Origin of the sequence: Mucilaginibacter sp. (genome assembly GCF_036568825.1) — a bacterium.
GTDB lineage: Bacteria > Bacteroidota > Bacteroidia > Sphingobacteriales > Sphingobacteriaceae > Mucilaginibacter.
Map to the genome: position 1 here is coordinate 1 of NZ_DATCRU010000104.1, position 25463 is coordinate 25463.

Annotated in this window: 21 protein-coding genes and 1 pseudogene; 13 read left to right on the plus strand and 9 right to left on the minus strand. The window is 42.4% G+C overall.

Going from position 1 to position 25463, the window contains the following annotated elements:
- Positions 1–23: 23 nt before the first annotated feature.
- The 7 genes from VIM89_RS22985 (at position 24) to VIM89_RS23015 (ending at position 8076) form a co-directional block, all read left to right on the plus strand.
- Positions 24–1652 carry an acyl-CoA carboxylase subunit beta gene (locus VIM89_RS22985; protein WP_488158553.1) on the plus strand — a complete coding sequence of 543 codons (1629 nt, stop codon included), beginning with the start codon at positions 24–26 and terminating at the stop codon, positions 1650–1652.
- Positions 1653–1861: 209 nt separating this feature from the next.
- Complete coding sequence (locus tag VIM89_RS22990; protein WP_488158533.1) at positions 1862–2059, plus strand: hypothetical protein; 198 nt, start codon at positions 1862–1864, stop codon at positions 2057–2059.
- Positions 2060–2145: 86 nt separating this feature from the next.
- On the plus strand, positions 2146–3321 hold the full coding sequence (locus tag VIM89_RS22995; protein WP_488158534.1) for a dipeptidase: 1176 nt from the start codon (positions 2146–2148) through the stop codon (positions 3319–3321).
- A gap of 69 nt (positions 3322–3390) precedes the next feature.
- The gene (gene trxB / locus VIM89_RS23000; protein WP_488158535.1) at positions 3391–4347 is read left to right on the plus strand and encodes a thioredoxin-disulfide reductase; all 957 of its coding nucleotides are present in this window, start codon (positions 3391–3393) and stop codon (positions 4345–4347) included.
- Positions 4348–4488: 141 nt separating this feature from the next.
- Positions 4489–4620 carry a 30S ribosomal protein THX gene (locus VIM89_RS23005; RefSeq protein ID WP_488158536.1) on the plus strand — a complete coding sequence of 44 codons (132 nt, stop codon included), beginning with the start codon at positions 4489–4491 and terminating at the stop codon, positions 4618–4620.
- A gap of 266 nt (positions 4621–4886) precedes the next feature.
- The gene (locus VIM89_RS23010; RefSeq protein WP_488158537.1) at positions 4887–7193 is read left to right on the plus strand and encodes a family 20 glycosylhydrolase; all 2307 of its coding nucleotides are present in this window, start codon (positions 4887–4889) and stop codon (positions 7191–7193) included.
- A 79-nt stretch (positions 7194–7272) separates the two neighbouring features.
- A complete protein-coding gene (locus tag VIM89_RS23015; RefSeq protein WP_488158538.1) occupies positions 7273–8076 on the plus strand; it encodes a hypothetical protein in 804 nt (267 codons plus the stop codon).
- Here VIM89_RS23015 and VIM89_RS23020 read toward each other — a convergent pair.
- Positions 8065–8784: a DUF72 domain-containing protein gene (locus VIM89_RS23020; protein WP_488158539.1), complete on the minus strand. Its 720-nt coding sequence runs from the start codon at positions 8782–8784 to the stop codon at positions 8065–8067. The genes VIM89_RS23015 and VIM89_RS23020 overlap by 12 nt on opposite strands.
- A gap of 117 nt (positions 8785–8901) precedes the next feature.
- Here VIM89_RS23020 and VIM89_RS23025 point away from each other — a divergent pair, with 117 nt between their 5' ends.
- The 5 genes from VIM89_RS23025 (at position 8902) to VIM89_RS23045 (ending at position 14160) form a co-directional block, all read left to right on the plus strand.
- Positions 8902–10953 (plus strand): BatA domain-containing protein, encoded by a 2052-nt coding sequence (locus tag VIM89_RS23025; protein WP_488158540.1) that lies wholly within the window; start codon positions 8902–8904, stop codon positions 10951–10953.
- A gap of 32 nt (positions 10954–10985) precedes the next feature.
- Positions 10986–12239, plus strand: coding sequence for a dihydroorotase (locus VIM89_RS23030; RefSeq protein WP_488158541.1), 1254 nt, complete (start codon positions 10986–10988; stop codon positions 12237–12239).
- Positions 12240–12242: 3 nt separating this feature from the next.
- Entirely contained in the window at positions 12243–12911 is a 669-nt protein-coding gene (locus VIM89_RS23035; protein ID WP_488158542.1) for a hypothetical protein, read from the plus strand.
- Positions 12912–12918: 7 nt separating this feature from the next.
- On the plus strand, positions 12919–13527 hold the full coding sequence (locus VIM89_RS23040; protein WP_488158543.1) for a DUF4199 family protein: 609 nt from the start codon (positions 12919–12921) through the stop codon (positions 13525–13527).
- A gap of 90 nt (positions 13528–13617) precedes the next feature.
- A complete protein-coding gene (locus VIM89_RS23045; protein ID WP_488158544.1) occupies positions 13618–14160 on the plus strand; it encodes a DUF4199 domain-containing protein in 543 nt (180 codons plus the stop codon).
- 104 nt (positions 14161–14264) lie between these two features.
- Here VIM89_RS23045 and rseP read toward each other — a convergent pair whose 3' ends face one another.
- From rseP to VIM89_RS23075, 6 genes are all read right to left on the minus strand, one after another.
- Positions 14265–15590, minus strand: coding sequence for an RIP metalloprotease RseP (rseP, locus tag VIM89_RS23050; protein ID WP_488158545.1), 1326 nt, complete (start codon positions 15588–15590; stop codon positions 14265–14267).
- Between the two features lie 11 nt (positions 15591–15601).
- Positions 15602–16819: a 1-deoxy-D-xylulose-5-phosphate reductoisomerase gene (locus tag VIM89_RS23055; protein WP_488158546.1), complete on the minus strand. Its 1218-nt coding sequence runs from the start codon at positions 16817–16819 to the stop codon at positions 15602–15604.
- 76 nt (positions 16820–16895) lie between these two features.
- Entirely contained in the window at positions 16896–18398 is a 1503-nt protein-coding gene (locus VIM89_RS23060; RefSeq protein WP_488158547.1) for a GH3 auxin-responsive promoter family protein, read from the minus strand.
- A gap of 3 nt (positions 18399–18401) precedes the next feature.
- Complete coding sequence (locus VIM89_RS23065; protein WP_488158548.1) at positions 18402–19130, minus strand: DUF7847 domain-containing protein; 729 nt, start codon at positions 19128–19130, stop codon at positions 18402–18404.
- Positions 19131–19137: 7 nt separating this feature from the next.
- Positions 19138–20106 (minus strand): glycosyltransferase family 2 protein, encoded by a 969-nt coding sequence (locus tag VIM89_RS23070; protein ID WP_488158549.1) that lies wholly within the window; start codon positions 20104–20106, stop codon positions 19138–19140.
- A gap of 140 nt (positions 20107–20246) precedes the next feature.
- Positions 20247–21197: a glycosyltransferase family 2 protein gene (locus tag VIM89_RS23075; RefSeq protein ID WP_488158550.1), complete on the minus strand. Its 951-nt coding sequence runs from the start codon at positions 21195–21197 to the stop codon at positions 20247–20249.
- Positions 21198–21343: 146 nt separating this feature from the next.
- On the opposite strand from VIM89_RS23075, the gene VIM89_RS23080 reads away from it, so the two are divergent.
- On the plus strand, positions 21344–23959 hold the full coding sequence (locus tag VIM89_RS23080; RefSeq protein ID WP_488158551.1) for a M1 family metallopeptidase: 2616 nt from the start codon (positions 21344–21346) through the stop codon (positions 23957–23959).
- Between the two features lie 61 nt (positions 23960–24020).
- On the opposite strand, the gene VIM89_RS23085 is transcribed toward VIM89_RS23080, so the two are convergent.
- Both VIM89_RS23085 and VIM89_RS23090 read right to left on the minus strand, forming a co-directional pair.
- Positions 24021–25241 carry an ABC transporter permease gene (locus VIM89_RS23085; protein ID WP_488158552.1) on the minus strand — a complete coding sequence of 407 codons (1221 nt, stop codon included), beginning with the start codon at positions 25239–25241 and terminating at the stop codon, positions 24021–24023.
- 114 nt (positions 25242–25355) lie between these two features.
- Positions 25356–25463, minus strand: a pseudogene (locus tag VIM89_RS23090) (IS110-like element ISCaa14 family transposase); the annotation flags it as partial.

A 25463-nucleotide genomic window follows, 5' to 3' on the forward strand; every position in this document is an offset into this window, starting at 1 on the left:
GGATTAACCAATCACTAACACCCATGGACATCGAATTCAATAAAAATGAAGATATAAATAAGCAGCTGGTTTACGATCTGCAAGTGCGGCTCAAAAAAGTGTATGCAGGGGGCGGGGAGAAGGCGGCTGCCAAACAAAAAGAAAAGGGCAAAATGCTTGCCCGTGAAAGAGTGTCATACCTTATTGATAAAGATAAACCCTGGTTGGAAATTGGCGCTTTTGTGGGAGATGGGATGTATGCCGAACATGGTGGTTGCCCGTCAGGTGGCGTGGTGTGTGGTATCGGTTATGTATCTGGCCGCCAATGTGTCATCGTTGCGAATGATGCTACTGTAAAAGCAGGGGCGTGGTTTCCCATTACGGCAAAAAAGAACCTGCGTGCGCAGGAAATTTCTATAGAGAATAGATTACCCATAATTTATCTGGTTGATTCTGCTGGAGTGTATCTACCTCTGCAGGATGAGATTTTTCCGGATAAAGAACACTTTGGGCGCATCTTCCGGAATAATGCCATCATGAGTAGCTCGGGTATCGTTCAGATTGCGGCTATTATGGGTTCCTGTGTGGCAGGCGGAGCTTATCTACCAATTATGAGCGACGAAGCGATGATTGTAGATGGCACTGGTTCGGTTTTCCTGGCAGGATCATATCTTGTAAAGTCAGCCATAGGCGAAGACGTGGACAATGAAACCCTCGGCGGAGCAACCACGCACTGCGAAATATCCGGTGTGACAGATTATAAGCAGCCTAACGATCAGGCCTGCCTCGATTCGATCCGCAATATCATGAGCATGGTAGGCGACTACACCAAAGCCGGGTTCGACAGGGTAGAACCTGTTGCTCCGAAACAGAATGAAAAAGATATCTATGGCATTTTACCCGACAATCGGGAGAAACCATACGATATGAAGGAAATAATTAATAGACTTTTGGATGACTCTGATTTTGAGGAATATAAGGAAGGGTACGGGCAATCTATTATCTGTGGTTTAGGCCGGGTTGATGGCTGGGCGGTGGGTATCGTGGCCAATCAGCGTAAGGTGATTAAGTCTAAAAAAGGCGAGATGCAGTTTGGTGGCGTTATCTATTCGGACTCGGCAGATAAAGCTACCCGCTTCATTATGAACTGTAATCAAAAGAAGATACCCCTGGTTTTTTTGCAGGATGTAACGGGCTTTATGGTAGGCAGCCGTTCGGAACAAGGCGGCATCATTAAAGACGGCGCAAAAATGGTGAATGCTGTAGCCAATTCAGTTGTGCCTAAGTTTACTTTTATTGTAGGTAATTCGTATGGTGCAGGCAATTATGCCATGTGCGGCAAAGCTTATGATCCGCGATTAATCTACGCCTGGCCTTCTGCAAAAATTGCGGTAATGGGTGGTGCTCAGGCAGCCAAAACCTTATTACAAATACAGGAGTCGGCTATGAAAGCAAAAGGCGAGGAGGTAGACGCAAAAAAAGAAGAAGAATTGCTGAAGCAGATCACCGATCGTTATAATTACCAAACCACACCCTACTACGCCGCCGCCCGTCTTTGGGTAGATGGCATCATCGATCCCCTCGAAACACGCAAAGTGATATCCATGGGTATCGAAGCGGCAAATCACGCACCGATTGAAAAACAGTTTAATGTGGGGGTTATACAGACTTGAGGGTAGTGACCGGTTATCAGTTAACCGGTTAATCAGGGATTGGTCAGTTTGATATTGCCTGATTAACAGGTCACCGGTCACTGATTAACTGATCCCCGGTTAACTGATCACTGACTGTAAAACTTTTGCTACACATCAAAATATCAGGTTGTTAATACAACAAAATGATGCCCACCCATGTTAGCAGAAAAAAGCAATAATACCCCCACATGTATCATGAAGTTATTGCTGCTACAGGCGGCTTATTATTTATCGCATTAGGAATAACACGGCAACGGGAACGTAAACACCTCATCACTGCAGGCGTAAAGGCTGAGAGCCCATTGGTATGGGAAGTGTTTGTTATATCCGGAGTGTGTCTTGTGTTTTTCTCGTTTGGATTGATCATTTATCAATTGACCAGGTAGAGACGCAATACTTTGCGTCCCTGGAGGCGCGATGACCGGAGACACAAAGTATTGTGTCTCTACATTCAATTACCTACCTTTCATTCATGAAAAAACTGCTGCTATTGTTTTCATTGTTTTTTACCATCAACACATACGCCCAAAATGCGCGTGAAATTCATGACAAAGCTATACTTGTTGATACCCATAATGACGTGATCTCCAATGAACTGATCACCAAACTTGATCTGTCCAAGCGCCAGTCGACAGGTAATTTCGATTTGGTGCGTGCTAAAGAGGGCGGACTGGATGTGCAGGTTTTTTCCATCTGGTGCGGTGAGGATTATGGTAAAGGAACGGCTTTTAAATTTGCCAATAGGGAGATTGATTCTTTGGATGCACTGATCAAACGCAATCCCGGTAAAATGATGCTGGTGCGTAATGCGGAAGAGCTGGAGAAGGCAGTCGCTCAAAAGAAATTTGCTGCGATGATCGGCGTGGAAGGAGGCCATATGATTGAGGACAGAATGGATTACATCGACGCCCTTGCCAAACGCGGAATGCGTTATCTTACCCTTACCTGGAACAATAGCACTTCGTGGGCGACCTCTGCCCGGGACGAAACACATCACCGCGATACATTAAAACACATTGGTTTAACAGATTACGGCAAGCAGATCGTTCGCCATTTAAATGAGTTAGGTGTGATGGTAGATGTATCACATGTTGGTGAGCAGACCTTTTATGATGTCATCACTACTTCGACTAAACCGGTTATTGCATCTCATAGTTGTGCGTATGCTTTGAACCCCAACCAACGTAACATGAAGGATGCGCAATTAAAGGCACTGGCCAAAAACGGCGGAGTTGTATTTGTGAATTTTTACAGCGGTTTTGTGGATAGTAGTTATATGCATAAAGTGTCGCGCTTTTTGCATAAGCATCATGCTGAATTGGATTCACTTATACAGATTTATCATGACCACGATTTGGCCAATATCCGCCTGAATGCCATTTATAAATCCGAATCTGATCAAATCCGCCCGCCGTTGAGTTTGCTCATTAAACACATTGATTATATTGTTAAACTCATTGGAGTAGACCACGTTGGTATCGGCTCTGACTTCGACGGTGCAGAATCATATCCTCAAGGCATGGATGATGTGGCTGACTATCCGAAAATCACCGAAGAGTTGCTGAAACTGAACTATTCGCAGGCTGATATCGATAAAATACTGGGTGGCAATTTTATCAGAGTATTGAAAGCGAATACGGGCAAGTAGTTGATTTTACGGCTGCCTGACTAATAAAATCCGCTTTTTTGTTAGATTTGTGTTTTTTAAAATAATCTGATGTCACAAGAGATTGAACATGTAAAATGCCTTATCATAGGCTCTGGCCCAGCCGGTTACACTGCTGCTATTTATGCCGCCCGCGCCGATCTGAAACCAGTTTTATATACGGGGTTATTAGCTGGCGGTCAGCTTACCCAAACTACTGAGGTTGAAAATTATCCAGGATATCCTGATGGTATTCAAGGTCCTGCCATGATGGAGAACTTTGAAAAACAGGCCTCACGCCTGGGTACCGATATACGTTTTGGTTATGTAACCTCAGTTGATTTTTCAGGACCTCCGCATAAAGTGATCGTTGATGAAACGAAGACTATTATTGCCGAAACTGTGATTATTTCAACTGGCGCATCTGCTAAATGGTTGGGTTTAGAATCTGAACAAAAATATAATGGCTTTGGCGTATCGGCCTGTGCGGTATGTGACGGCTTCTTTTTCCGTGGTCAGGATGTGGCTATCGTTGGTGCCGGTGATACTGCTGCAGAAGAAGCGACTTACCTGGCTAAACTATGCCGCAAAGTATATATGCTGGTTCGTCGCGATGAATTCCGGGCATCAAAAGCCATGATGCACCGTGTGTTGAATACCCATAATATCGAAGTGATTTATAATACCGAAGCCAAAGAGATCGTAGGCGACGGTCAAGTAGTTACTGGCGTTAAAACGATCAATAATAAAACTAGTGAAGAAAACACACTGGATGTGACCGGCTTCTTTGTTGCTATCGGTCACCACCCGAATACTGAGATATTTAAAGGTTGGATCGATATGGATGAAACAGGTTACATCAAAACTATACCAGGTTCATCCAAAACAAACATTGAAGGCGTTTTTGCATGTGGCGATGCACAGGATCATGTTTATCGCCAGGCAGTTACCGCAGCCGGAACAGGTTGTATGGCGGCCATTGATGCCGAACGCTATTTAGCATCGAAAGAGCATGAGGTGACGGCGTAGTAGTGACCAGTTAACCGGTAATCAGTTAACCAGGAAGATTCTGATAACTAGTCACTGATTAACTGATCACTGATTAACAAATCACAATTTTCAAACAAAAAAGCGTATTATTGATTAACAATTCATAAACATCATAATACCATGGGAAAAGGCGATCAAAAATCAAAAAAAGGAAAAATTGCAATAGGTTCATACGGGAAAAAGCGGCCGCACAAGTTAAAAAAGAAGGTTGAAGCAGTTGCGGCTGCAGAAACCAAACCTGCAAAGAAATAAATCGGAGCCATTCGTTTAAAGCGAATGGCTTTTTTGTTTAGTTAGTTGAAGACGTTGTAGTGGTTGTAGAAGTTGTAGTGGTTGGGCGTACGAATCACTTCAAACTTGATAACAACAGATTTGTGTACACCAGATAAATTGCACGGGTTATAACCCTTTCAACATTTATAACTTCTACAACCTATATCCACTTTTTTACATGTATTACTTACACTATTATGCAAAATCTTTTAACTTCACCGCCTTATATTTCCGTATAAGTAATTATGTATAAAAATATTGCGCTGTCTATCTCAATTCTTTTGCTTTGTTTAGGTTTAAACGCCAATGCCCAGGATGCCGATCCTTATATGGGTATCGTTCCGGCCCCGGTTTCAGTTAAAAAAACTTCTGGTGAGTTTGTTTTAAGTCAGCAGACTGCGTTGCTTACTGATAGCTTGAATAATAAAGCAGTACAATTCTTTACCGAATACTTGCATGGCAAACTGAACCTTCGTAATGAGGCAAAATTAAATACTGGTGAAAGCATAGCCAATTCTATCGTTTTTACAGAAAAAGGCACAGAAGGGTTACCTGATCAGGGTTATCGCTTAACGATCACTCCGCAGCAGGTCATTGTTGCCGGTAAAGGGTCGGGCTTATTTTACGGAATACAAACTTTGCTGCAATTAATTCCGACTGATCATGGCGCAACGATAAAATTACCTTGCACGCAGATTGAAGATTATCCGCGTTTCGGATACAGGGGTTTTATGCTGGACGTGTGCCGCCATTTCTTCTCTGTCGAATTTGTTAAAAAGACCATCGACATGATGGCTTATTATAAACTGAATACTTTTCACTGGCACCTGACCGACGACCAGGGATGGCGCATCGAGATAAAGAAATATCCCCGTTTGACTGAAATTGGCAGTCAGCGTGCGCAGACTGTAATCGGTAATTATCATGATCGCACCCCTCAACAGTTTGATAATACGCCATACGGTGGTTTTTATACCCAGGATCAGATTCGTGAAGTAGTAAAATATGCAGCTGACAGATACATCACCGTTATTCCTGAAATTGAAATGCCGGGCCATTCTATGGCTGGCTTGGCTGCATACCCGGAATTAAGCTGCGATCCAAGCAAAACTTATAAGACATACGAAACCTGGGGTGTAGTTAAAGACGTGTATTGCCCATCGGATAAAACATTTGATTTCCTGGAAGATGTATTGACCGAGGTAATGGAACTATTTCCGAGCAAATACATACACATAGGTGGCGATGAAGTGCCAAAAGATGCCTGGAAACAATCAGCATTCTGCCAGAAGCTCATCAAAAAGTTAAAGTTGAAGAATGAAGAAGAGTTGCAAAGCTATTTCATTCAGCGCATTGAAAAATTTGTGAACTCAAAAGGTCGCAGCATTATCGGCTGGGACGAGATACTGGAAGGTGGCTTATCGCCGAATGCGACTGTGATGAGCTGGCGTGGAGAAGCAGGCGGTATCGCGGCAGCACGTCAAGGTCATAAAGTGATCATGACCCCAAGCAGCGGTGGTTTGTACCTGGATCATGCGCAAAGCCGTAGCGGAGAGCCATTAGGTATTGGCGGATATTCACCATTATCAGCTACTTATAGCTATAATCCTACTCCTGCTGTATTAACGCCCGACCAACAGAAATTCATCATGGGCGTGCAGGCCAACTTGTGGACAGAATATATTCCAACTGAATCAAAAGTAGAATACATGCTGTACCCGCGTTTGCTGGCCTTGTCAGAAGTGGCATGGACGCCTTTAGCAAATAAGAACTTTAAAGATTTCTCTGAAGTTCGTCTGCCGGTTCAGTTAGCTTACCTGGATAAAAATAATTACGATTATCGTGTTCCTTTAGCAATAAACACACCGCAGGATACCATTATTTTTGGCAGCTCGCTAAATGTAGCTCTTAAATCACCTGTAGCAGGCGCTAAAGTATATTACACTATTGATGGCTATACCCCGCGTGAGACAGACATCGAGTACAGCAAGCCGATGACTTATAATGTGCCGCAAGATCAGTACCGTGAGTTAAAAACTATTGTGATCACCCCGACAGGTAAGCAAAGCCAGGTAACTCATACCACGGTATATAACAAGGGCCTGTTAGCTCCGGTAGCCTACCAGGGCAACTCACAAGGACTGAAATACCAGTTTATGCAGGGCACTTTTGATAATACCGGCGACCTCTCGAAGGCTGCCGTGATCGATAGTGGCATTGCAAAAAGCTTTAACCCGGCTATATTGAAAAAGAATAATCCGGGCTTTGGCGTAATATACAACGGTTTTATACGTATTGATGCTGATGGCCTTTACCAGTTTTCGACGCGCTCTGATGATGGGTCAGTATTGGTTATTGACGATCAGCCGGTGGTAAACAACGATGGTAAACACCCCGTAGCCGAACAAGGCGGCGCCGTAGCATTACAAAAAGGTTATCATAAGTTTATGTTAAAATATTTCGATATTGGCTCGGTGAGCGCGTTGAAAGTGTATATGACCGTACCGGGTAAACCTAAAGGCGAATTATCGCCTGACGCACTATATAACTAATTAGTGAATGAGTGAATTAGTGAATGATTGATTGAAATATTCGCTAATTCACTCATTCGCTAATTCACTAATTGAAAGAATGAGAGGGTTTTATTTATTTGCATTGATCGGATGCCTTGTAATGGCATCAGCTTGTAACCAGCAGGAACAGAAAGTGGCAGCACCTGCCGCTCCGGCAAAGAAAGTGGATTTTGCAGATCCGTTCCGTTTTCATAAACTGGTTGAAGTTTCACCCGGAGAGGATTATGATGTACTAAGCTGGGGCAGAGGATCGACTACTCAGGGTTCGTTTCTGATACTGCACTCTGATTCCTCAGGCAAAAAATATACGACTACTACCGGTGATTTGGATGGCTCGATAGTTGATGTTTACAATTCAGATATGGACCTGGACGGCAACCCGGAGATACTAATTCAAGCCAAAGCAAAAGATACGGCTAATTATGCCACCATTTACGCCTTCGAGTTTAACAACAGCAGAGCCAATAAACTGGATTTTCCAAGACTGACCAGCTCGCAACGTAAGGGTTATCATGGCGATGATAATTTCTACATCAAGGAAGGTAAGTTTATGCGCGAATTCCCGATCTATGATGGGAATGGCAAAGACGCTAAGCCAACTGGGCAAAAACGAATACTGGAATATGGCCTGCGGGGAAATAACTTTACCGTAAAGCAACTCAGTACTGATTCTACTGACAATAAAACGACCGCTGATACCAAATCAACTAGGTCAATTACCTCATCTAAATCTTCTTCTAAGTCTGAAAAGAAAGAGACTACTTCAAAGAAAAAATCGAAGACGCATACCGAAGAAAAAAAGACCAGCAAAAAGAAGAAAAAGCACCACAAGAAGCAGGATAGTGATGATTCAGACAATTAATGCAATCATGTCTTCAGCATTTCGTACCCCGACCGCATCAAAGTCATTGTTGAAATAGAACCAGCCTGTTTTAACCTTGTTGTTGCTTTTGACCGCGTTAACTACACCTTGCAAGAATTCTTTTGAATAAGGTGAGCGATAAAGATCAGGCACCCCATGAAAACGGTAATAGATATTTGAAGTATTTATAATCACATCATCAGGTAATGTTGGATGACTCATTCCGCAGAAGGTGATATTGCGCTCCGCAAGCGCCTTGTAGACATCATCTCTCCACCACGATTCATGTCGAAATTCAACCACATTATTAAATGACGGGTTCAAATTGTTGATGATACGTTCCAAACGCTCCTCATCATAAGCTAAACGTGGCGGCAATTGAAACAACACTGGGCCTAATTTTTCCTGTAAGCCATTATTAATCGTTTCATAAAAATCGGTGATCATCCTAACCGAATCATGAAATTGTTTGTAATGTGTGATCGCTTTAGGTGCTTTAACTGAAAACCGGAAATGCTCAGGGCTTTTCTGATGCCAGTTTTGAAGGAACGACAATTGTGGGAAACGATAGAAAGTAACATTCAGCTCGACCGTGTCAAAAAACTTAGTGTAATAATCGAACCAGTTTTTCATCGCCAGTTTCTCAGGATAAAATTTCCCCCGCCAATCTTTATAATGAAAACCTGAACAACCGATGTGCCATTTCATATCATAAGTAAGTTATTCCGGTTATTTATTGTTTTAGGGTAACAAAAGACTCATCGTCAAAGCTGCATTTTGCACATAAATTTGCACATTTGTAATCAGCACATTCGCACATTTGTAATGCATTTTTTATATCCTGTTTTCCTGTTTGCATTAATATCGCTGGCTATTCCTGTTATTATCCACCTGTTTAATTTCCGGAAGTATCAGAAGGTGTATTTCAGCAATGTGCAGTTTTTGAAGGAGATCCAGGAGCAGCAGGCCTCGCGGCGAAACCTAAAAGAACGCCTGATCCTTGCATCCCGGTTACTGGCTTTATTATTTTTGATATTCGCTTTTGCGCGTCCCTTTATTCCCGGTAAAAATGCAACCAATGCGGGCAAACAACAGGTGGTTAGTATTTTTGTAGATAATTCTTATTCCATGCAAACTCTTAATAAGGAAGGAACTTTGCTGGATGAAGCCAAACGCCGGGCTAAGGAGATCGCTTCTGCCTATAGTATCAATGACCGCTTCCAATTGCTTACACAGGATTTTGAAGGCAAACATCAACGCTTATTGAGTCGAGATGAATTTAATGATGCGGTAGATGCAGTAAAAATCAGTCCACAAAGCCGCGGTTTGCAGCAGATCGTTAATCGTCAGCAAAGTTTGTTGAATACCCAAAAAGAGGCTCTCCGATCCGATTATATAATATCTGATTTTCAGAAGAATATGACTGATGGCAAAGCAGTGAAATCGGATGAAGGAGTACACTTTAACCTGATTCAGTTAAAAGCAAGTGAATTGTCCAATGTGGCCGTAGACTCGGTTTGGTTGCTAACTGCCGTTCATCGCCCCAATGAAAGCGAAAAGCTGGTAGTTCGCTTGCATAATTATGCCGGAGAGAAAGCGGAACGAATTCCGCTGAAGCTGTTAATCAATAAAGAACAAAAAGCATTGGGAAGCTTTACCATCAACCCGAGATCTGTACAAAATGATACGTTATCTTTCTCAGGCCTCCAAAGCGGATGGCAACGTGCTGAAATTCAATTACAGGATAACCCGGTGACTTTTGACAATCAGTTCTACTTCACCTTTAATGTACAGCAGCAATTGCCTGTTCTGTTAATTTATGGCGAAACACCCAATCTGTTCCTGAAAGCGGTATTTGATACCGACCCGTTTTTTGCAGCCAAACAAGCGGATGATGGTAATGTAGATTATGCAGCTTTGAATATCTATCCGCTAATTGTTTTAAGCGATGTGAAGACAATTTCTACCGGATTGGCTCAACAACTACATACCTATGTTTCCAAAGGCGGCACTTTGATGTTTTTCCCATCTGTTGATGCTGATCTGGTAAATAATAAGACCTTTTTGCAGTCTATAGGCGCTGCCTATCCCGATAAGCTGGTAACTGAAAATACTAAGGTATCAGCAATCAACCTGCATAACCCGGTCTTCAAAAATATTTTTGAATCCTATCCTGAAAACCCTGATTTGCCTGTGATAAAGAAATATTATCAGTTGAGCTCTGGTTCAGGTAAGGGCGAAAGCCTGATGGAGTTGCCCGGTAAACAGCCTTTCTGGACAGGGTATAACAGTGGCAAAGGCAAGGTTTATGTATCAGCCGTTGCCCTGAATGACGATTTTAGCAATCTCCAACGTCATGCATTGCTGGTTCCGGTAATGTTCCGTATTGCTTTATTAAGCGGCCACGATCAGCCTCTATTTTATACCCTAGGCGAGGATGAAAGCATAGAAGTGCCGCCAATTCAAAGCAGTGAAAAACAGATTCTAAAACTGATAAAAGGCGATCAAAGCATTATTCCGGATGTGAGGCAGCAGGAAGGAAGTACACTGCTATATATATCTGACCAGTTACAGCAAACCGGCAATTACGAATTGAAAAAGCAGGACAGCACATTGGCAGTTCTGGCATTTAATGATAATCGTAAAGAGTCTGACATGAGCTACCTGGATGCCGGTACATTGAAGCAAATATTCCCGCAAGCAGGTAATGTTTGGCAGCTGGGACAAGGCTCGATAAAAGGCGAAGTATCCGATTTAAATTTTGGCCTTCAATTATGGAAACTTTGTATAATTTTGGCATTGATTTTTCTGGCAGCCGAAATATTGCTCATCAGGTTCTACAAGCCTGAAAAACAGCAGCTTTCAAGCTTGTCATAAATCGCAAATATTCCATTCTTAAAGCAGCGCTAATGAATTTGCTTATCAAATCTGCAACTATTTCTGACCCGGGTTCGCCCTTTAACCAGCAAGTTGTTGATGTATTGATCGAAAAAGGACACATCACCAAAATTGCCCCGACTATTACTTCTGATCACGAAACTTTTGACGCCAAGGGCAAATACCTTGCTCCCGGTTTTTTTGATCTGAACTGTAATATAGGCGAGCTTGGCCTGGAAACAAAGGAAGATTTGTATACCGGGACCCGGGCTGCTGCTGCGGGTGGTTTTACAGGCGTAGCTTTAATGCCGAATACCCAACCCCCGATTCATTCAAAAGCAGAGATCGAGTACCTGATGAACCGGGCAAAAAATAACCTGGTTGATTTTTATCCTTTGGGCGCTATCTCATACAAAAGAGAAGGAAAAGACCTCGCCGAGATGTATGATATGTATCAAAGCGGTGCAAAAGCATTTACCGACGGTAACCGTCCGGTACAGGATGCAGGCTTGATGGAGCGTGCGCTTTTATATACCAAAGGGTTTGATGCACTGGTTTTGTCTTATCCTGAAGATACCGCCATTGCCGGAAAAGCAAAAGTTCACGAAGGCGAGGTAAGCACACTATTAGGCATGAAGGGTATTCCTTCACTAGCCGAAGAATTGATGGTAGCACGCGACCTGTACTTAGCTGAATACACAGAATCCAGAATACATTTTAGTACCATATCAACCGAGCGTTCGGTCGACCTGATTCGTGAAGCGAAGAAGAAAGGCTTGCAAGTGACTTGCGATGTTGCAGTTCACCATTTACTGTTGACTGACGAGGCTTTGATGGGCTTTGACAGTCAATACAAAGTGAAGCCGCCATTACGCACACAAAAAGATGTAAAAGCCTTATTGAAAGGCTTAAAAGATGGTACCATTGATGCTATCGTATCTCAACATACGCCGCATGAGGTAGAGTTTAAAAATGTAGAATTCGAGGTGGCTGAATTTGGTATGATCAGCCTGCAAACAGCTTTTGCAACTGCACTTGAAGCCGGATTAAGCCTGGAGACAATCATCGAAAAGATGTCCATCAATCCGCGTAAAATATTAAATGTGGAAGTTCCTGTGATAGCTGAAGGACAAGAAGCGAACTTGGTGGTACTGGATAAAAACGCAGAGTGGACATACGACAAATCGAACAATAAGTCGAAATCTTATAATTCTCCTTTCATCGGGAAAAAACTTAAGGGCTCAGTTTTGTTAACATATAACAACAATAAGCAATTTAAATCTTAAGCTATGATCGATCCCAAAATAGAGTCAGCTTTGAAAGCTGCTTTGACCGCTTTCTCGCATTACAACAATTTCGATAGCGCATCTCTAATCGCCAGGTTCCAGGATGTATTTGCATCAGAAGAAGACTTTTTGAGCAAGGCAGATATGATGGATGAAGTGTTTGATGATAATCCTAACATTGAATCGCTGCGCGAAGTGTTCTTTGATCTGCTGATGGTGAATTTCTTCAGCGCTGATGTAAAGAAGCTGGAAGAAGATTACCTGGAGTCACAGGAATGGGAAGAGATAGAAGAAGAAACTTTAGATAGGGGAACAGAATTATTGAACCTGTTACTTTACCTGAACGAATGTGAAGACGAAGACATTGAACCGGAGTTAAGCGATTACCTGAAAGAGTTTTTGCTGGTTGATGAAGATGAGTTCCAGGACGAATACCGCATTTACGAGCCTGTGATCGAAAACCAGATTTTGATGGAAAGTCAGGTATCAGAAATTAGTCGTGCAGCTAAAGCGCTGCCGGACGATTCAGAGATCAAAGAGATATTTTATCCAATGATGTGCTTTTTCCATGGAACAGCAGCAGGTGAGTATGAGAAAGAAAAAATAGCCGCCAATGCCGCTGAAAAAGATTTTGATATGGCAGTGTTAGAGATATTGATCAGTTTTAATTAAGATTTAGATGGGAATAGTTATCAGCAGGGATTTAAAAAAGTATTCGATAATCAATGGTTTAATATTAGGACTGGTCCTGCTGGCTTTTAATATTATCAGCTTTTACCTTATTACTACCATTGTAAAATCTCCGCTCGGGGTGATCGGTGTGCCTTATGTTTTCTCCATTATTCTGCCCATACCATGCGCTATTATCATGGTTTACAAGCTGAGGGCCGAAATGAAATGGGAATGGAATTTCAGAGTAGCAACATCGGGTATATTTATAATGTTTCTTGTCGCCTACTTTATCATTTTCATTGGCAGGGACCAGCTATTTGCCAGGGTGATCGAGCCGCAAATGAGCACCAAGATTGAAAATGTATTGCTCGACGCAACGCCCATTGCCTTAAAAAAGAGTGGTGCCAATGCTCAACAGATCGCCGAAAAACAAAAGGAAATTAAAAGCCAATTTGAAACACAGGATAAGATTACTGTAGGGCAAGAGATACAGTCACAACTTATATCCATCATCTTCATATTTATTATTGCCCTGATCTTTGGAGCGCTGTTCAAAAGGCCTGCAAGGGGTTATGATACCGTCACTATAAGTAGCGTACAAAACAATCCGGAGTAAGTTTATTTGTTGATTGTTCCTGACCAGACGGGGTATTTGATCATATCTAATTAGTATATTAGAGTAAATTATCAAACTAAATCACTCAAAATGGAACAAGCAGCAGCGCCAAGTTCGGCCAAAGTAGCTATTAAATGGTCTTTGATCTACGTATTAGTAGCTATCGTAATTACCTATGCATCTGAGGTAGCAAAACTTAGTATTAACTCCCCTGTAAAGTATGTTACGTATGTAGCTCTTATCATTTTTTTGCTTTTGGCGCAAAAGGAACACAGAGATAAATTGGGCGGCTACATCAAATTTGGCGAGGCCTTTGTCACTGGGCTATTATACGGGATCTTTGCCGGGGTATTAACTGCGATATTCGTATATATTTATCTTTCGGTTTTAAGTCCTGAGGTATTTGCACAGGCGCTCGATCAACAAAGACAAACCATGGCCGAAGGTGGTAAATTATCTAGTGATCAGATCGATCAGGCAATGGATATTGCTAAAAAGTACGGGGCGATTTTTGGTGCGGTTGGTACAGTGTTCGTCTACGCTATTCTTGGCGTTATAGTTGGTTTGATTGGAGCGGCCATCCTTAAGAAAGAGCCTTCAACTTATAATACTCCGGATTCCTCAACTGTTTGATTCGGTACAGGTATTAAATAAAAGGCGGCCCGATTAATCAATCGGGCCGCCTTTTATTTGGTGTTGAATCAGTCAACCACTTAACCACTCACCATTCAACCACTCTATTTCTTCACAATCTGTTTTACAATATCATTCCCGAAAGCGAATACCATCAGGCAGATAAGCAATACAAAGCCAACGATCTGCGCTCTTTCAAGGAATTTATCACTTAACGGTTTACCTTTTATCATTTCGATCAGCAGGAAAAGGGCATGACCGCCGTCTAATGCCGGAATAGGAAGCAGGTTCATCAATGCTAACACCATTGACAATAAACCTACCAGGTTCCAAAAACGCACCCAATCCACATGGCTCCCAAACATTACCGCAATACCTATAGGGCTTGAGATTGCTTTACGAGCTTTAAGCTGGCCGGTGAATATCTTGCTTAGCGCCTTAGATTGGCCAGCAAATTGGTCCCATGCTTTTGATGCACCAACAGGTAGTGAACCAAATAAACCAAAATGGATAGTAGTATCTTCCGGCAAGGTTGGTTTAGGAAGGAAGCCCAGTGTGCCGTCTTTAGATATCTGCGCCTGTTGCTGACGGGTAACGTTATTATGCCAGATAGTTAATTCTACCTGTTTGTTTTTATAACCCTGTAAGGAAGATTGCACTTCATCAAAGAACGGCGTTTTCTGTCCGTTAATGGCTATAATACTATCCCCTTTGGCCAAGCCAGCTTTTTGAGCACCGCTGTTAGGTGATATAACATCTAACGCAAATTTTACTCTTGGTTTTACGAATTCTGCTATACCATAATCAGACAGATCATTCAGAATGGTACCTGGTACAGTAATCGAAACCTCTTTATCACCACGTTCAACGGTCAGAACACTGTTGCCCAGCAATACTTTTGAGCTTAACAATTCGTCAAAATATTCGATGTGTTTGCCGTTTACCGCTGTGATCTTATCGCCGGGCTGCAGACCGATCTTTTTACCAACAATGCCTGGTGCTATACCGTATTTCAGGTTATCATTTGGCGTTTGGGTTTCGCCATATTTCAGGGTAAGTACCCAAAATATCAGGATACCTAATATGATATTTACCGTAATACCACCTAGCATCACGATCAATCGCTGCCATGCCGGTTTTGAGCGGAACTCCCACGGTTGCGGTGGGCCTGCCATTTGTTCGGTATCCATCGATTCGTCGATCATACCGGCAATTTTTACATAGCCACCCAAAGGCAGCCAGCCGATACCATACTCAACACCTTTATAATTGAATTTGAACAGGCTCACACCCCAGGCGTCAAAAAACAGGTAGAATTTCTCCACCTTGATGCCAAAGGCACGCGCCGCTATAAAGTGGCCAAACTCATGCAATATTACCAGAATTGAAAGGCCCAGCAGCAACTGGCCCACCATGATCACTATGCTCATTCCTTAATTTATCAATTTGTAAATGTCCTTAACGGAATTTGTTTAATTAAATTTTGCGCAAAAATGCGTGTTTCTTTATCAGTATTCAAATAATCTTCCAGCTTTGGTTTGGCCTGATAGCCAACTTTCAGCATGCATTCTTCAATTACATCGCTCATCGCTAAAAAGCTAAGGCCGTTGTTCAAAAAGCCTGCCACGGCAATTTCATTGGCCGCATTGATGATGCATGGCATGTTTCCGCCTTGTTTTAAAGCCTCAAACGCGAATGCAAGATTACGAAATGTCTTTATGTCAGGTTTCTCAAAAGTCAGATTGGGATAATTAATAAAGTCGAGCCGCTTGAAATTGTTTTCAATCCTGCCGGGATAGGCGAGGGCGTATTGTATCGGCAGCTTCATGTCAGGCACGCCCATTTGCGCTTTGATGGAACCGTCCTTAAATTGCACCATCGAATGGATAATGGATTGTGGATGAACAATAACATCAATCTGCTCAATATCCAGATCAAACAACCATTTGGCCTCCATCACCTCCAACCCTTTGTTCATCAAAGAAGCTGAATCAATGGTGATCTTAGCGCCCATTACCCAGTTAGGGTGTTTCAGTGCGTCCTCACGGGTTACACCTGCCAGATATTCCAGGCTTTTACCCCTGAACGGACCTCCTGAAGCTGTAATAATAACTTTTTCAATAGTATGATGCTCTTCACCCACCAAACATTGGAAAATTGCCGAGTGCTCCGAATCAACAGGAAGAATATTAATGTTATGCTGTTTAGCCAAATCGGTTATTAATTCACCGGCAACTACTAAAGTTTCTTTGTTTGCTAACGCGATGTCTTTACCCGCTTTTATGGCATTGATTGTAGGCTCCAGTCCCGCAAAACCGACCATCGCTGTAAGTACCATATCTATGGCAGGATTGGTAACGATATCCTTTATCGCCTCGATACCTGCTAATACTTTTACTTCAGTCGAGGAAAGAGCTTCCTTTACGCGCTCATAGTATTTTTCATTACAAATGATCGCATAAGCAGGTCTGAATTTCAGGGATTGTTGTATTAGTAGTTCGGCGTTATTTTGGGCAGTCAGCACATAAGCATTGAATAGGGAAGGATTCTCAGAAATCACTTCCAATGCCTGGGTGCCTATACTACCCGTCGAACCGAGTATAGCTATATTCTTTATATTACTTTCCGATTTATACATTTTGTATATCAGCCACGTCATTGCGAGGAACGAAGGAATCCCCAATTAGCAAATCCGCCCTGTATAGTTTGGGATTGCTTCGTTCCTCGCAATGACGCTATCTTATTATATATTCTTTCAACTCGTCCGCGATTTTCCGGTCATTGGATAATCGTGGGACTTTATTCTGGCCGCCCAATTTGCCCTGCGAACGCATATAGTTAATAAATGCATCTTTCGCGAGGCTTTGGATGATCAAAGGTTGTAAAATGTTACCTTCAATCAGGTCAAAATAATAAATATTTTTCTTTTGCAACGCCTTATCTACTTTTAACGCAAAGGCTTTCATATCGGTTGGCTTTTTGCCAAACTCGATGAACCATTCGTGATAAGGCAATTCGCCCTTTGCTGGGTTCACTTGTGGTGCAACAGTAAACTCAACAATATCAATACCCTCTTCATTTGCTACAGTCATCAGTGCTTGTTCTACCTCTTCACCTATAACATGCTCACCAAAGGCGGATATATAATGTTTTATCCGTCCTGTTACGACAATGCGATACGGATCTTTAGATACAAATTTTATCGTGTCGCCAATGCTGTACCCCCACAAACCGGCGGTAGTATTCAATATCAAGGCATAGTTTTTATCCAACTCTACATCCTGCAAACTTAACCGGGTTGGGTTTTCATTAAAAAACTCTTCTGCCAGGACAAATTCATAGAACATTCCTGAATCCGTCAGCAATAGCAGTCCCTTTTCTTTTTGCGAATCCTGGAATGCGATAAAACCTTCGGAAGCGGGGTAGGTTTCAATGGAATCTATTTTAAAGCCAATGCTTTCTTCGATCCGTGCGCGATAGGGTTCAAAATTTACACCACCATATACAAATAGCTTGAAATTTGGGAAGATGTCTTTTATTTTCTTGCCATCTGTTTTTGCTGCCAATCTATCGAAATACATCTGGCACCAGGGTGGTATGCCTGATATCAGGCGCATATCTGCATGAAGTGTTTCTTCGACAATGGCGTCCACTTTTTGTTCCCAGTCCTCAATGCAATTTACGGTGTAGCTTGGCAAACGGTTCTTTTGTAAATATTTGGGGACGAGGTTGGCTACAATGCCTGATAATCGACCTACAGAAATACCAGCCTTTTTACTCAAAACCGGACTGCCCTGCAGAAAAATCATCTTTCCATCTACAAATTCTGCTTTACCAGTTTCATGTATATAGCTTAATAGTGCATTTCGTGCAGCTTTGATGTGCTCGGGCATGCTTTCTTTGGAGATGGGGATATATTTTATGCCGGATGTTGTGCCTGATGTTTTAGCAAGGTATTCAGGTTTGCCGGGCCACAAAATATCCGGATCGCCATGAGTTACACTGTCGATATATGGTCGCAGGTCTTCATAGTCCCTGATTGGGACTTGTCTTTTGAAATCTTCATAAGAGTTGATCGTCTCAAAATGATGATCCTTCCCGAAGGCCGTATTTTTTGCGCTTGAAATTAGATGCTGGAAGGTTTTTTGCTGTAGTGCGACGGAGTTTTTCCGGATGTTATCCAAATCCTTATTCACCAGGGCGGCGAATACTTTACTCAGTGCAGCCTTTAATCCCATCGCTCAATTCGTTTCATTAAAGTCGTCATCCACATCCTGGTGACTGTAAACCAGTTTACGATAAGTAACAGCAAGTATTATGTTCACAAAAGGATAGGTGAACATGATGGCAATAGAGACAAGGGGATAGTATTGTGATATCTTAGCCGGAACGCCGATGCATAACAATATTATACCCAATATAACCAGTACTTTTAGCAAATAACCCTTAGTTAGCCGGAAACTTTGCTTCATCGATTCAATCGGGCCGGAATGGTCGTCAACAATAAAGGTATTGAAGAACATGATCCTCAAAAAAAAGTAAAGTGCAACGATTACGCCGACAGCTTTAACAACGTTATCAACTACCGGATACTTCTCCAAATAATCAACCAAAACCGCAAAATTGGTAATGATAAAGGCAAGAATAAATGCCACTGCAAGGTAGCTTATTATCATTTTAAAGCCCGGTATGACCTGCTTAAATTCAAATTCATAAAACTCGCTATCAATGAGCGTAAAAATGAGTTTATATAAGCCCAAAGTAGTATAGGCCTGTGTTAGTATAAGCAGAAATGATACCACCATTGTACCTGCAAAAGCTTCTGGGGCTATGATTATTTCGATGAGTATACCCAACAGAGATAGCAGGATAAAGGATATGACCGAAAAGACGATAATGGTGATAAAATTCCTTTTGAACAGATACCAGGAAGTCTTAAGAATATCTAAAACGGAAAAGGGGTGGTACATACTCGGCTTACGATATTTTTAATACGACGCGCTTCCAAAAATCCTGCATAAATCCAAACCCATAGGCGATTAGTTGTGTGAAGGCGGCAATAACGCTCAAAAATGCAACTTTTACCGACTTGTTTCTCCACCAGGAGTGGAAAAATATCAACAAAACGAACAGGGCGTATGCAAAGTTACACAACATAGCGATAGGCCATGCCAAAATGTTGGCTATCAGGGAAAAGAAAATTCCAAGCGTAAAAGTGGCCGGGAAAAAGTGCAAAGCCTTCAGTTCGGAAGGGAAGAATTTGTATACGTTAATGCGCGCCCGGCCAAAAAAATGGAGCTGTTTATAAAACTGAAAAAAACTTGTACGTCGCTTGTGATATACTTTAGCGTCGGGTATCAAACCTATTTTAAACCCCGCCGAATGAATACGGATACTGTATTCAATATCCTCGCCAGAACGCGTAATAATAAAGCCTCCAACAGTTTTCCAAACCTTGCGCGAAACACCCATATTGAAGCTGCGCGGATGGAATTGCCCTAGCGCTTTTTTGTTACCTCGGATACCTCCTGTTGTAAAAGGGGAGGTCATGGAGTAACTGATGGCTTTCTGCACCGGGGTAAACGACGGATGCGCGTCATCCGGACCTCCATAAGCATCCAGCCAATTGGTTTTTAGGTGGTCGTTTACTATCTGCAGGTAATCAGCCGGGATAAGACAATCTGAATCGAAAATGATAAAGTAATCACCCTTAGCGCGCTCGAAACCATAATTGCGGGTAAAACCCTGGCCCTCGTTCTTTTTTACAAAGTACCGGACATTCAGTTTGTCCTCAAAAGTCTTGACGATATCCGCTGCATCATTTATTGAACCGTCTTCCAAAACCAGCACTTCGAAATTCCTGTAAGTCTGAACTGTAAGCGAATCCAGTAATTCTTTTATTTCCTGTGGACGATTGTATAAAGGGATGATAATGGAAAAAAGCATTCTTTGTTTTTAGATGTGAGATTTGAGATTTGAGATATGAGATAGAAGATCCGAAGAAAAGTTCAGGATTATTAAATTGAACGAGAAAGTCTCCGAAGATTTTAAAGTCTCAAATCTCATATCTAATATCTCAAATCTCGTTAAATTGTTTCCTCTACCTGGTAATGATTACGGTCGTGCGAGCTCCGGGATACCAGTTCGGCTACGAACCCGGTTAAAAACAGCTGCGAACCTAATATGATAGCCACAAGCGCAATATAAAACAGCGGTTGCGTAGTGATATCGCGGTAATGCTGGTTGTGTGCGATGGAATAAAGCTTTTCGCAGATCATCCAGATAGCGATGATGAGACCGGTGAAGAAGCTCAAAACACCAAAGCTGCCAAAAAAGTGCATCGGCCGTTTGCCGAATTTACCGACGAAAAATATAGACAGCAGGTCTAAAAAGCCATTCACAAAACGACTCATCCCGAACTTGGTTTTACCATATTTGCGTGCACGATGCTCCACAATTTGTTCGCCTATTTTTGAAAAACCCGCCCATTTAGCAATCACCGGTATGTAGCGATGCATTTCGCCATATACTTCGATGTTTTTAACCACCGTGCTGCGATATGCTTTCAACCCGCAATTAAAATCATGCAGATTTTTTATACCCGACATGCGGCGGGTTGCAGCATTAAACAGTTTGGTAGGGATAGTCTTTGTAATGGGATCGTAGCGTTTGGCTTTCCAGCCTGATATCAGATCATAATTATCCTCAGTAATGCGGCGGTAAAGCTGTGGTATTTCATCGGGACTATCCTGTAAGTCGGCGTCCATTGTAATTACTACGCGGCCCTTTGTTGCTGCAAAACCAACATTCAAAGCTGCCGATTTACCATAGTTACGCCTGAATTTAATACCCCTGATAAATGGATTGCTTTGCTGCAGTTTCAGGATCATATCCCAGGAGCCATCGTTGCTTCCGTCGTCAACCAGGATAATTTCATAAGTGAAACGGTTTTCAAGCATTACACGGCTTATCCACGATGTAAGTTCCGGTAACGATTCTACTTCATTAAACAGAGGTACTACTACTGATATATCCATTGATCGGGAATGCGATTGGATGTATGTTGAATCAAGATTTTCCAAACGAGTGCAAAAATACAAAAAAACCGGTACCGTTTTGATACGTAAAATGCGTTAGAAAATTGCTGCCGATTTTTAATATATTGCATCTTTTATCTATAACCATGAGATTCACAAAAGTTATTATTACCCTATTAGCGCTGGGTATTGCGGGCCAGGTAAAGGCACAAACCACACAAGACACTGTTCCACCAAAGTACGATCAGCACAAAGTATTTGATCCTTTGTTCTATCCGCCGAAAAACGGCGACGAGCGTAACCAAAACGGCGCCCCCGGACCGAAATACTGGCAAAACCGTGCAGATTACAAATTAAATGTCACGCTTGATACCGCTAAGCACCGAGTTATCGGTACAGATATTATTACTTATACTAATAATAGCCCCGGTCCACTGCCATTCCTGTGGCTGCAGGTAGATCAAAATATTTATAAGACCGATTCCCGCGGGGCAGCGACGAGCACTGTAGATGGTGGCCGGAATGGAATAAAAGAGTTTACCAACGGTGATGAGATCAAATCGATCACGCTTATTGGCAAAGATGGCAAAGAAGAAAAGGCGGATTATATTGTAACCGATACCCGTTTGCAGATCAAGCTTAAAAATTCATTAGGTGGGAATGGCCAACAGATCAAAATAAAAATTGATTATGCCTTTGATATCCCCGAGTATGGCACTGACCGCATGGGACGTATGAAAAGTAAAAACGGTTGGATATATGCAATAGCACAATGGTATCCCCGCATGGAAGTTTATGATGATATCACCGGCTGGAACGTAATTCCTTACATGGGTGCAGGAGAGTTTTATTTGGAATATGGCGATTTTGATTTCACTGTCACTGCGCCGTCTGATTTAGTTGTGGTAGGTTCCGGCGAGTTGGTTAACCCTAATGAAGTATTAGCGCCTAAAACTATCAGCAGACTGGCAACGGCAAAAGGCAGTGATAAAACTGTAACGATAAAAGACTCCACCGAAATAGGTAATAAAGATTTTTACCCTAAAAAGGCCAATTTAACCTGGCATTTCTTCTGCAAAAATTCGCGCGATGTTTCGTGGGCAGCTTCGAGGGCATTTATTTGGGATGCAGCGCGAATTAATTTACCAAGCGGTAAAAAGGTATTGGCGCAGTCAGTTTACCCGGCTGAAAGTGCCGGTAACGAAGCCTGGGGAAGATCGACCGAATACGTAAAAGGATGTATCGAGCTTTACTCGAACGAATGGTTTGAATATACTTACCCGGTTGCCACCAATGTTTCGTGTAATGTAGGTGGTATGGAGTATCCCGGTATAGTTTTCTGCGGATCAAACAACAAAGGTGGTGCATTATGGGAGGTTACCAATCACGAATTTGGACATAACTGGTTCCCGATGATCGTCGGTTCGAACGAGCGTAAATATGCCTGGATGGATGAAGGCTTCAATACCTTTATCAACCAGGTAGATACCAAAGTATTTAATAACGGCGAATATTATGAGCCACGTGATGAGCAAAAAGGTGCACCCGGCATGTTCCCGCAGGATGCAGACGCGATCATGAATATACCGGATGTGATCCAGGCTGATTTTTTAGGTTATGCGGCTTATGATAAACCCGCATTAGGATTAACTATTTTGCGTGAACAGATATTAGGCAAAGAGCGTTTTGATTATGCTTTCCGTACTTATATCAAACGCTGGGCCTTTAAGCACCCTACACCATGGGACTTTTTCCATACTATGGATAATGCAGCAGGAGAGGATTTAGGTTGGTTCTGGAAAGAATGGTTTACAACTACCTGGAAACTGGATCAGTCGGTAAAGAGCATTGAATATGTAAATAACAACCCTGAAAAAGGATCGCTGATTACTTTGGAGAACCAGGAAGAGATGGCTTTGCCGGTTACTGTATTTGTGAAAGAGGAAAATGGCAAAACAGGCATAGTAAAATTACCGGCCGAAATATGGCAGCGCGGCGGTACATGGACGTTCCTATATAAATCAACCTCAAAAGTGCTTTACGCGATCATTGACCCTGAACATAAATTACCGGATATTGATCCTGATAATAACTCATTCAGCAGCGTATTGGTTGAACCAGGTGTAACAGCAAGCACAGTCGTGAATAAATATTTTGATGCGATAGGTGGCGAAAGTAAAGTAAAAGGCGTTGATGACCTGACCATTACTTCTGAAGGCGACATTCAGGGAGTTCCTATTAAAAAGATAGGCCGCTATAAGTCATCAGGCAAAGTTTATCTGGATATGGTTGCACCTTCTTATAATAGTTTGGTTGTGAACCGTATTGTGATTAACGGCGATAGTGTGTTGTTAAGACAAATGAATAACAAAGTTCCGCTGGATACACTGAGTAAAAAATACCTGAGAGCGCGCACTCACCTTTTCCCTGAGCTTGATTTTGGAAAGAAAGGTTACAAGGTACAGTTAGACTCTAGGTTACAAGTTGTAAATGGCGAATTAGTTTACCTGCTATATGTTACCCAGCCGGACGGCGTGAAAATGAGATATTATTATGACGCGCAGACTAACTTAAAGGTTAGACAATATATCGACATCCCCGGCGGAAGCACCATATATGACTGGTCAGATTACCAAGATGTAAACGGTGTAAAGATTCCTTATAGCGAAAAGACCACAGTTGTCGGTCAGCCGATAGAATTTGAAGTGAAGGATGCTACCGTGAATAGCGGAATAGCTGACGATACTTTTAAGGATGAGTAGGGTGGTGAGTGGTGAATAGTGAGTTGAGATTCACCACTCACTATTCACCATTCACTACTGACTATTCGTAACGTAAGGCTTCAATAGGGTCAAGGCGCGCCGCCTTTTGCGCAGGGTAATATCCGAAGAATATCCCCGTCATTGCGCAGACAACAAATGACAATAGCACTGACGATTCAGAAATGATTGTCGGCCATTTCAAAGTAAGCGTAACGATTTGGGTCGATACAAAGCCGAGCAGTACACCAATAACACCGCCCGTCACGCTGATCAGTACAGCTTCCATCAGGAACTGCATCATAATATCTTTCCCGCGCGCACCGATGGACATGCGCAGACCAATCTCCTTGGTACGCTCTGTTACCGAAACATACATGATGTTCATGATACCTATACCACCGATTACTAACGAGATTCCTGCCACAACGGTTAGCAGAACGGTTAGCAATCCACTGGTTGAACTCAGCGTAGCAATCAGTTCCTGCTGGGTACGTACGGTGAAATCATTATCCTCGCTGACACGCAGGCGATGAGAATCACGCAGTATATTGGTCATCTCGGTAACAGCCGCATCGGTTACTTGTTCGTTTGCTGCTGAAGCATAGATGTTGGTATAATAAATAGTAGCCAATATCCTTTTTTGCACCGTGGTATATGGGGCAATTAATATATCATCCTGATCCTGACCAAAAGCGTTAAACCCTTTTGGACTAAGTATGCCTATGATCTGGAAAGGGATATTGCCGAAACGGATCACTTTTCCGATAGGATTCTCGCCGTTAGGGAAAAGGTTATCGATCACAGTTTGCCCAATCAGGCATACTTTGGCTGAGGTACGTACATCATTTTCGGTAAAAGCGATGCCATCCTTCAGTGTTAATTTACGGATATCCAAATATTCCGGGGCTACGCCGGACATTTGTGTCGGCCAGTTAAGTGCACCGTTAATAGCTTGTCCACGGGAGCTTACTGCGGGCGATATTTCTGAAATGTATTGGGCATTTGCTTTTAAGGCGACAATATCTTTTGAAGTAAGTGTCTGGAAACTGGTACCCGCAATACGCACGCCGCCATTCAGGTTACTGGCAGGCTGAACGGTGATCATGTTACTACCCATGTTGGACAGCGCATCGTGAATACTTTGTTTCGATCCCTGCCCGATGGCCACCATCGCGATAACGGAACCCACGCCGATGATAATGCCGAGCATGGTCAGGAATGCCCGCAACTTATTACGTTGCAGTGCCTTTAATGCTATTCGTATGAGGTTAAGAAAACTCATTATTTTTTTAGTTCTTTGTCATTCTGAACGTAGTGAAGAATCTATTCCGAATATATCTCCGTGCCTCATATCGCTCGAAGAAGATTCTTCGCTCTCGCTCAGAATGAACTGTGTTTAAAAGCAAATATTTTTTGAATAATCTTGTTGATATTTTGATTGTGCTTTAGCAATAGCAAATGCTTGTTTCAGTAGCTTGTTAGCTACTGCAATTAAAGCCAGCTT

Bases quoted from the DNA above. Each gene is read 5' to 3' on its own strand.
- VIM89_RS22985 (WP_488158553.1), top strand. From the start codon at position 24: ATGGACATCGAATTCAATAAAAATGAAGATATAAATAAGCAGCTGGTT.
- VIM89_RS22990 (WP_488158533.1), top strand. From the start codon at position 1,862: ATGTATCATGAAGTTATTGCTGCTACAGGCGGCTTATTATTTATCGCA.
- VIM89_RS22995 (WP_488158534.1), top strand. From the start codon at position 2,146: ATGAAAAAACTGCTGCTATTGTTTTCATTGTTTTTTACCATCAACACA.
- trxB (WP_488158535.1), top strand. From the start codon at position 3,391: ATGTCACAAGAGATTGAACATGTAAAATGCCTTATCATAGGCTCTGGC.
- VIM89_RS23005 (WP_488158536.1), top strand. From the start codon at position 4,489: ATGGGAAAAGGCGATCAAAAATCAAAAAAAGGAAAAATTGCAATAGGT.
- VIM89_RS23010 (WP_488158537.1), top strand. From the start codon at position 4,887: ATGTATAAAAATATTGCGCTGTCTATCTCAATTCTTTTGCTTTGTTTA.
- VIM89_RS23015 (WP_488158538.1), top strand. From the start codon at position 7,273: ATGAGAGGGTTTTATTTATTTGCATTGATCGGATGCCTTGTAATGGCA.
- VIM89_RS23020 (WP_488158539.1), bottom strand. From the start codon at position 8,784: ATGAAATGGCACATCGGTTGTTCAGGTTTTCATTATAAAGATTGGCGG.
- VIM89_RS23025 (WP_488158540.1), top strand. From the start codon at position 8,902: ATGCATTTTTTATATCCTGTTTTCCTGTTTGCATTAATATCGCTGGCT.
- VIM89_RS23030 (WP_488158541.1), top strand. From the start codon at position 10,986: ATGAATTTGCTTATCAAATCTGCAACTATTTCTGACCCGGGTTCGCCC.
- VIM89_RS23035 (WP_488158542.1), top strand. From the start codon at position 12,243: ATGATCGATCCCAAAATAGAGTCAGCTTTGAAAGCTGCTTTGACCGCT.
- VIM89_RS23040 (WP_488158543.1), top strand. From the start codon at position 12,919: ATGGGAATAGTTATCAGCAGGGATTTAAAAAAGTATTCGATAATCAAT.
- VIM89_RS23045 (WP_488158544.1), top strand. From the start codon at position 13,618: ATGGAACAAGCAGCAGCGCCAAGTTCGGCCAAAGTAGCTATTAAATGG.
- rseP (WP_488158545.1), bottom strand. From the start codon at position 15,590: ATGAGCATAGTGATCATGGTGGGCCAGTTGCTGCTGGGCCTTTCAATT.
- VIM89_RS23055 (WP_488158546.1), bottom strand. From the start codon at position 16,819: ATGACGTGGCTGATATACAAAATGTATAAATCGGAAAGTAATATAAAG.
- VIM89_RS23060 (WP_488158547.1), bottom strand. From the start codon at position 18,398: ATGGGATTAAAGGCTGCACTGAGTAAAGTATTCGCCGCCCTGGTGAAT.
- VIM89_RS23065 (WP_488158548.1), bottom strand. From the start codon at position 19,130: ATGTACCACCCCTTTTCCGTTTTAGATATTCTTAAGACTTCCTGGTAT.
- VIM89_RS23070 (WP_488158549.1), bottom strand. From the start codon at position 20,106: ATGCTTTTTTCCATTATCATCCCTTTATACAATCGTCCACAGGAAATA.
- VIM89_RS23075 (WP_488158550.1), bottom strand. From the start codon at position 21,197: ATGGATATATCAGTAGTAGTACCTCTGTTTAATGAAGTAGAATCGTTA.
- VIM89_RS23080 (WP_488158551.1), top strand. From the start codon at position 21,344: ATGAGATTCACAAAAGTTATTATTACCCTATTAGCGCTGGGTATTGCG.
- VIM89_RS23085 (WP_488158552.1), bottom strand. From the start codon at position 25,241: ATGAGTTTTCTTAACCTCATACGAATAGCATTAAAGGCACTGCAACGT.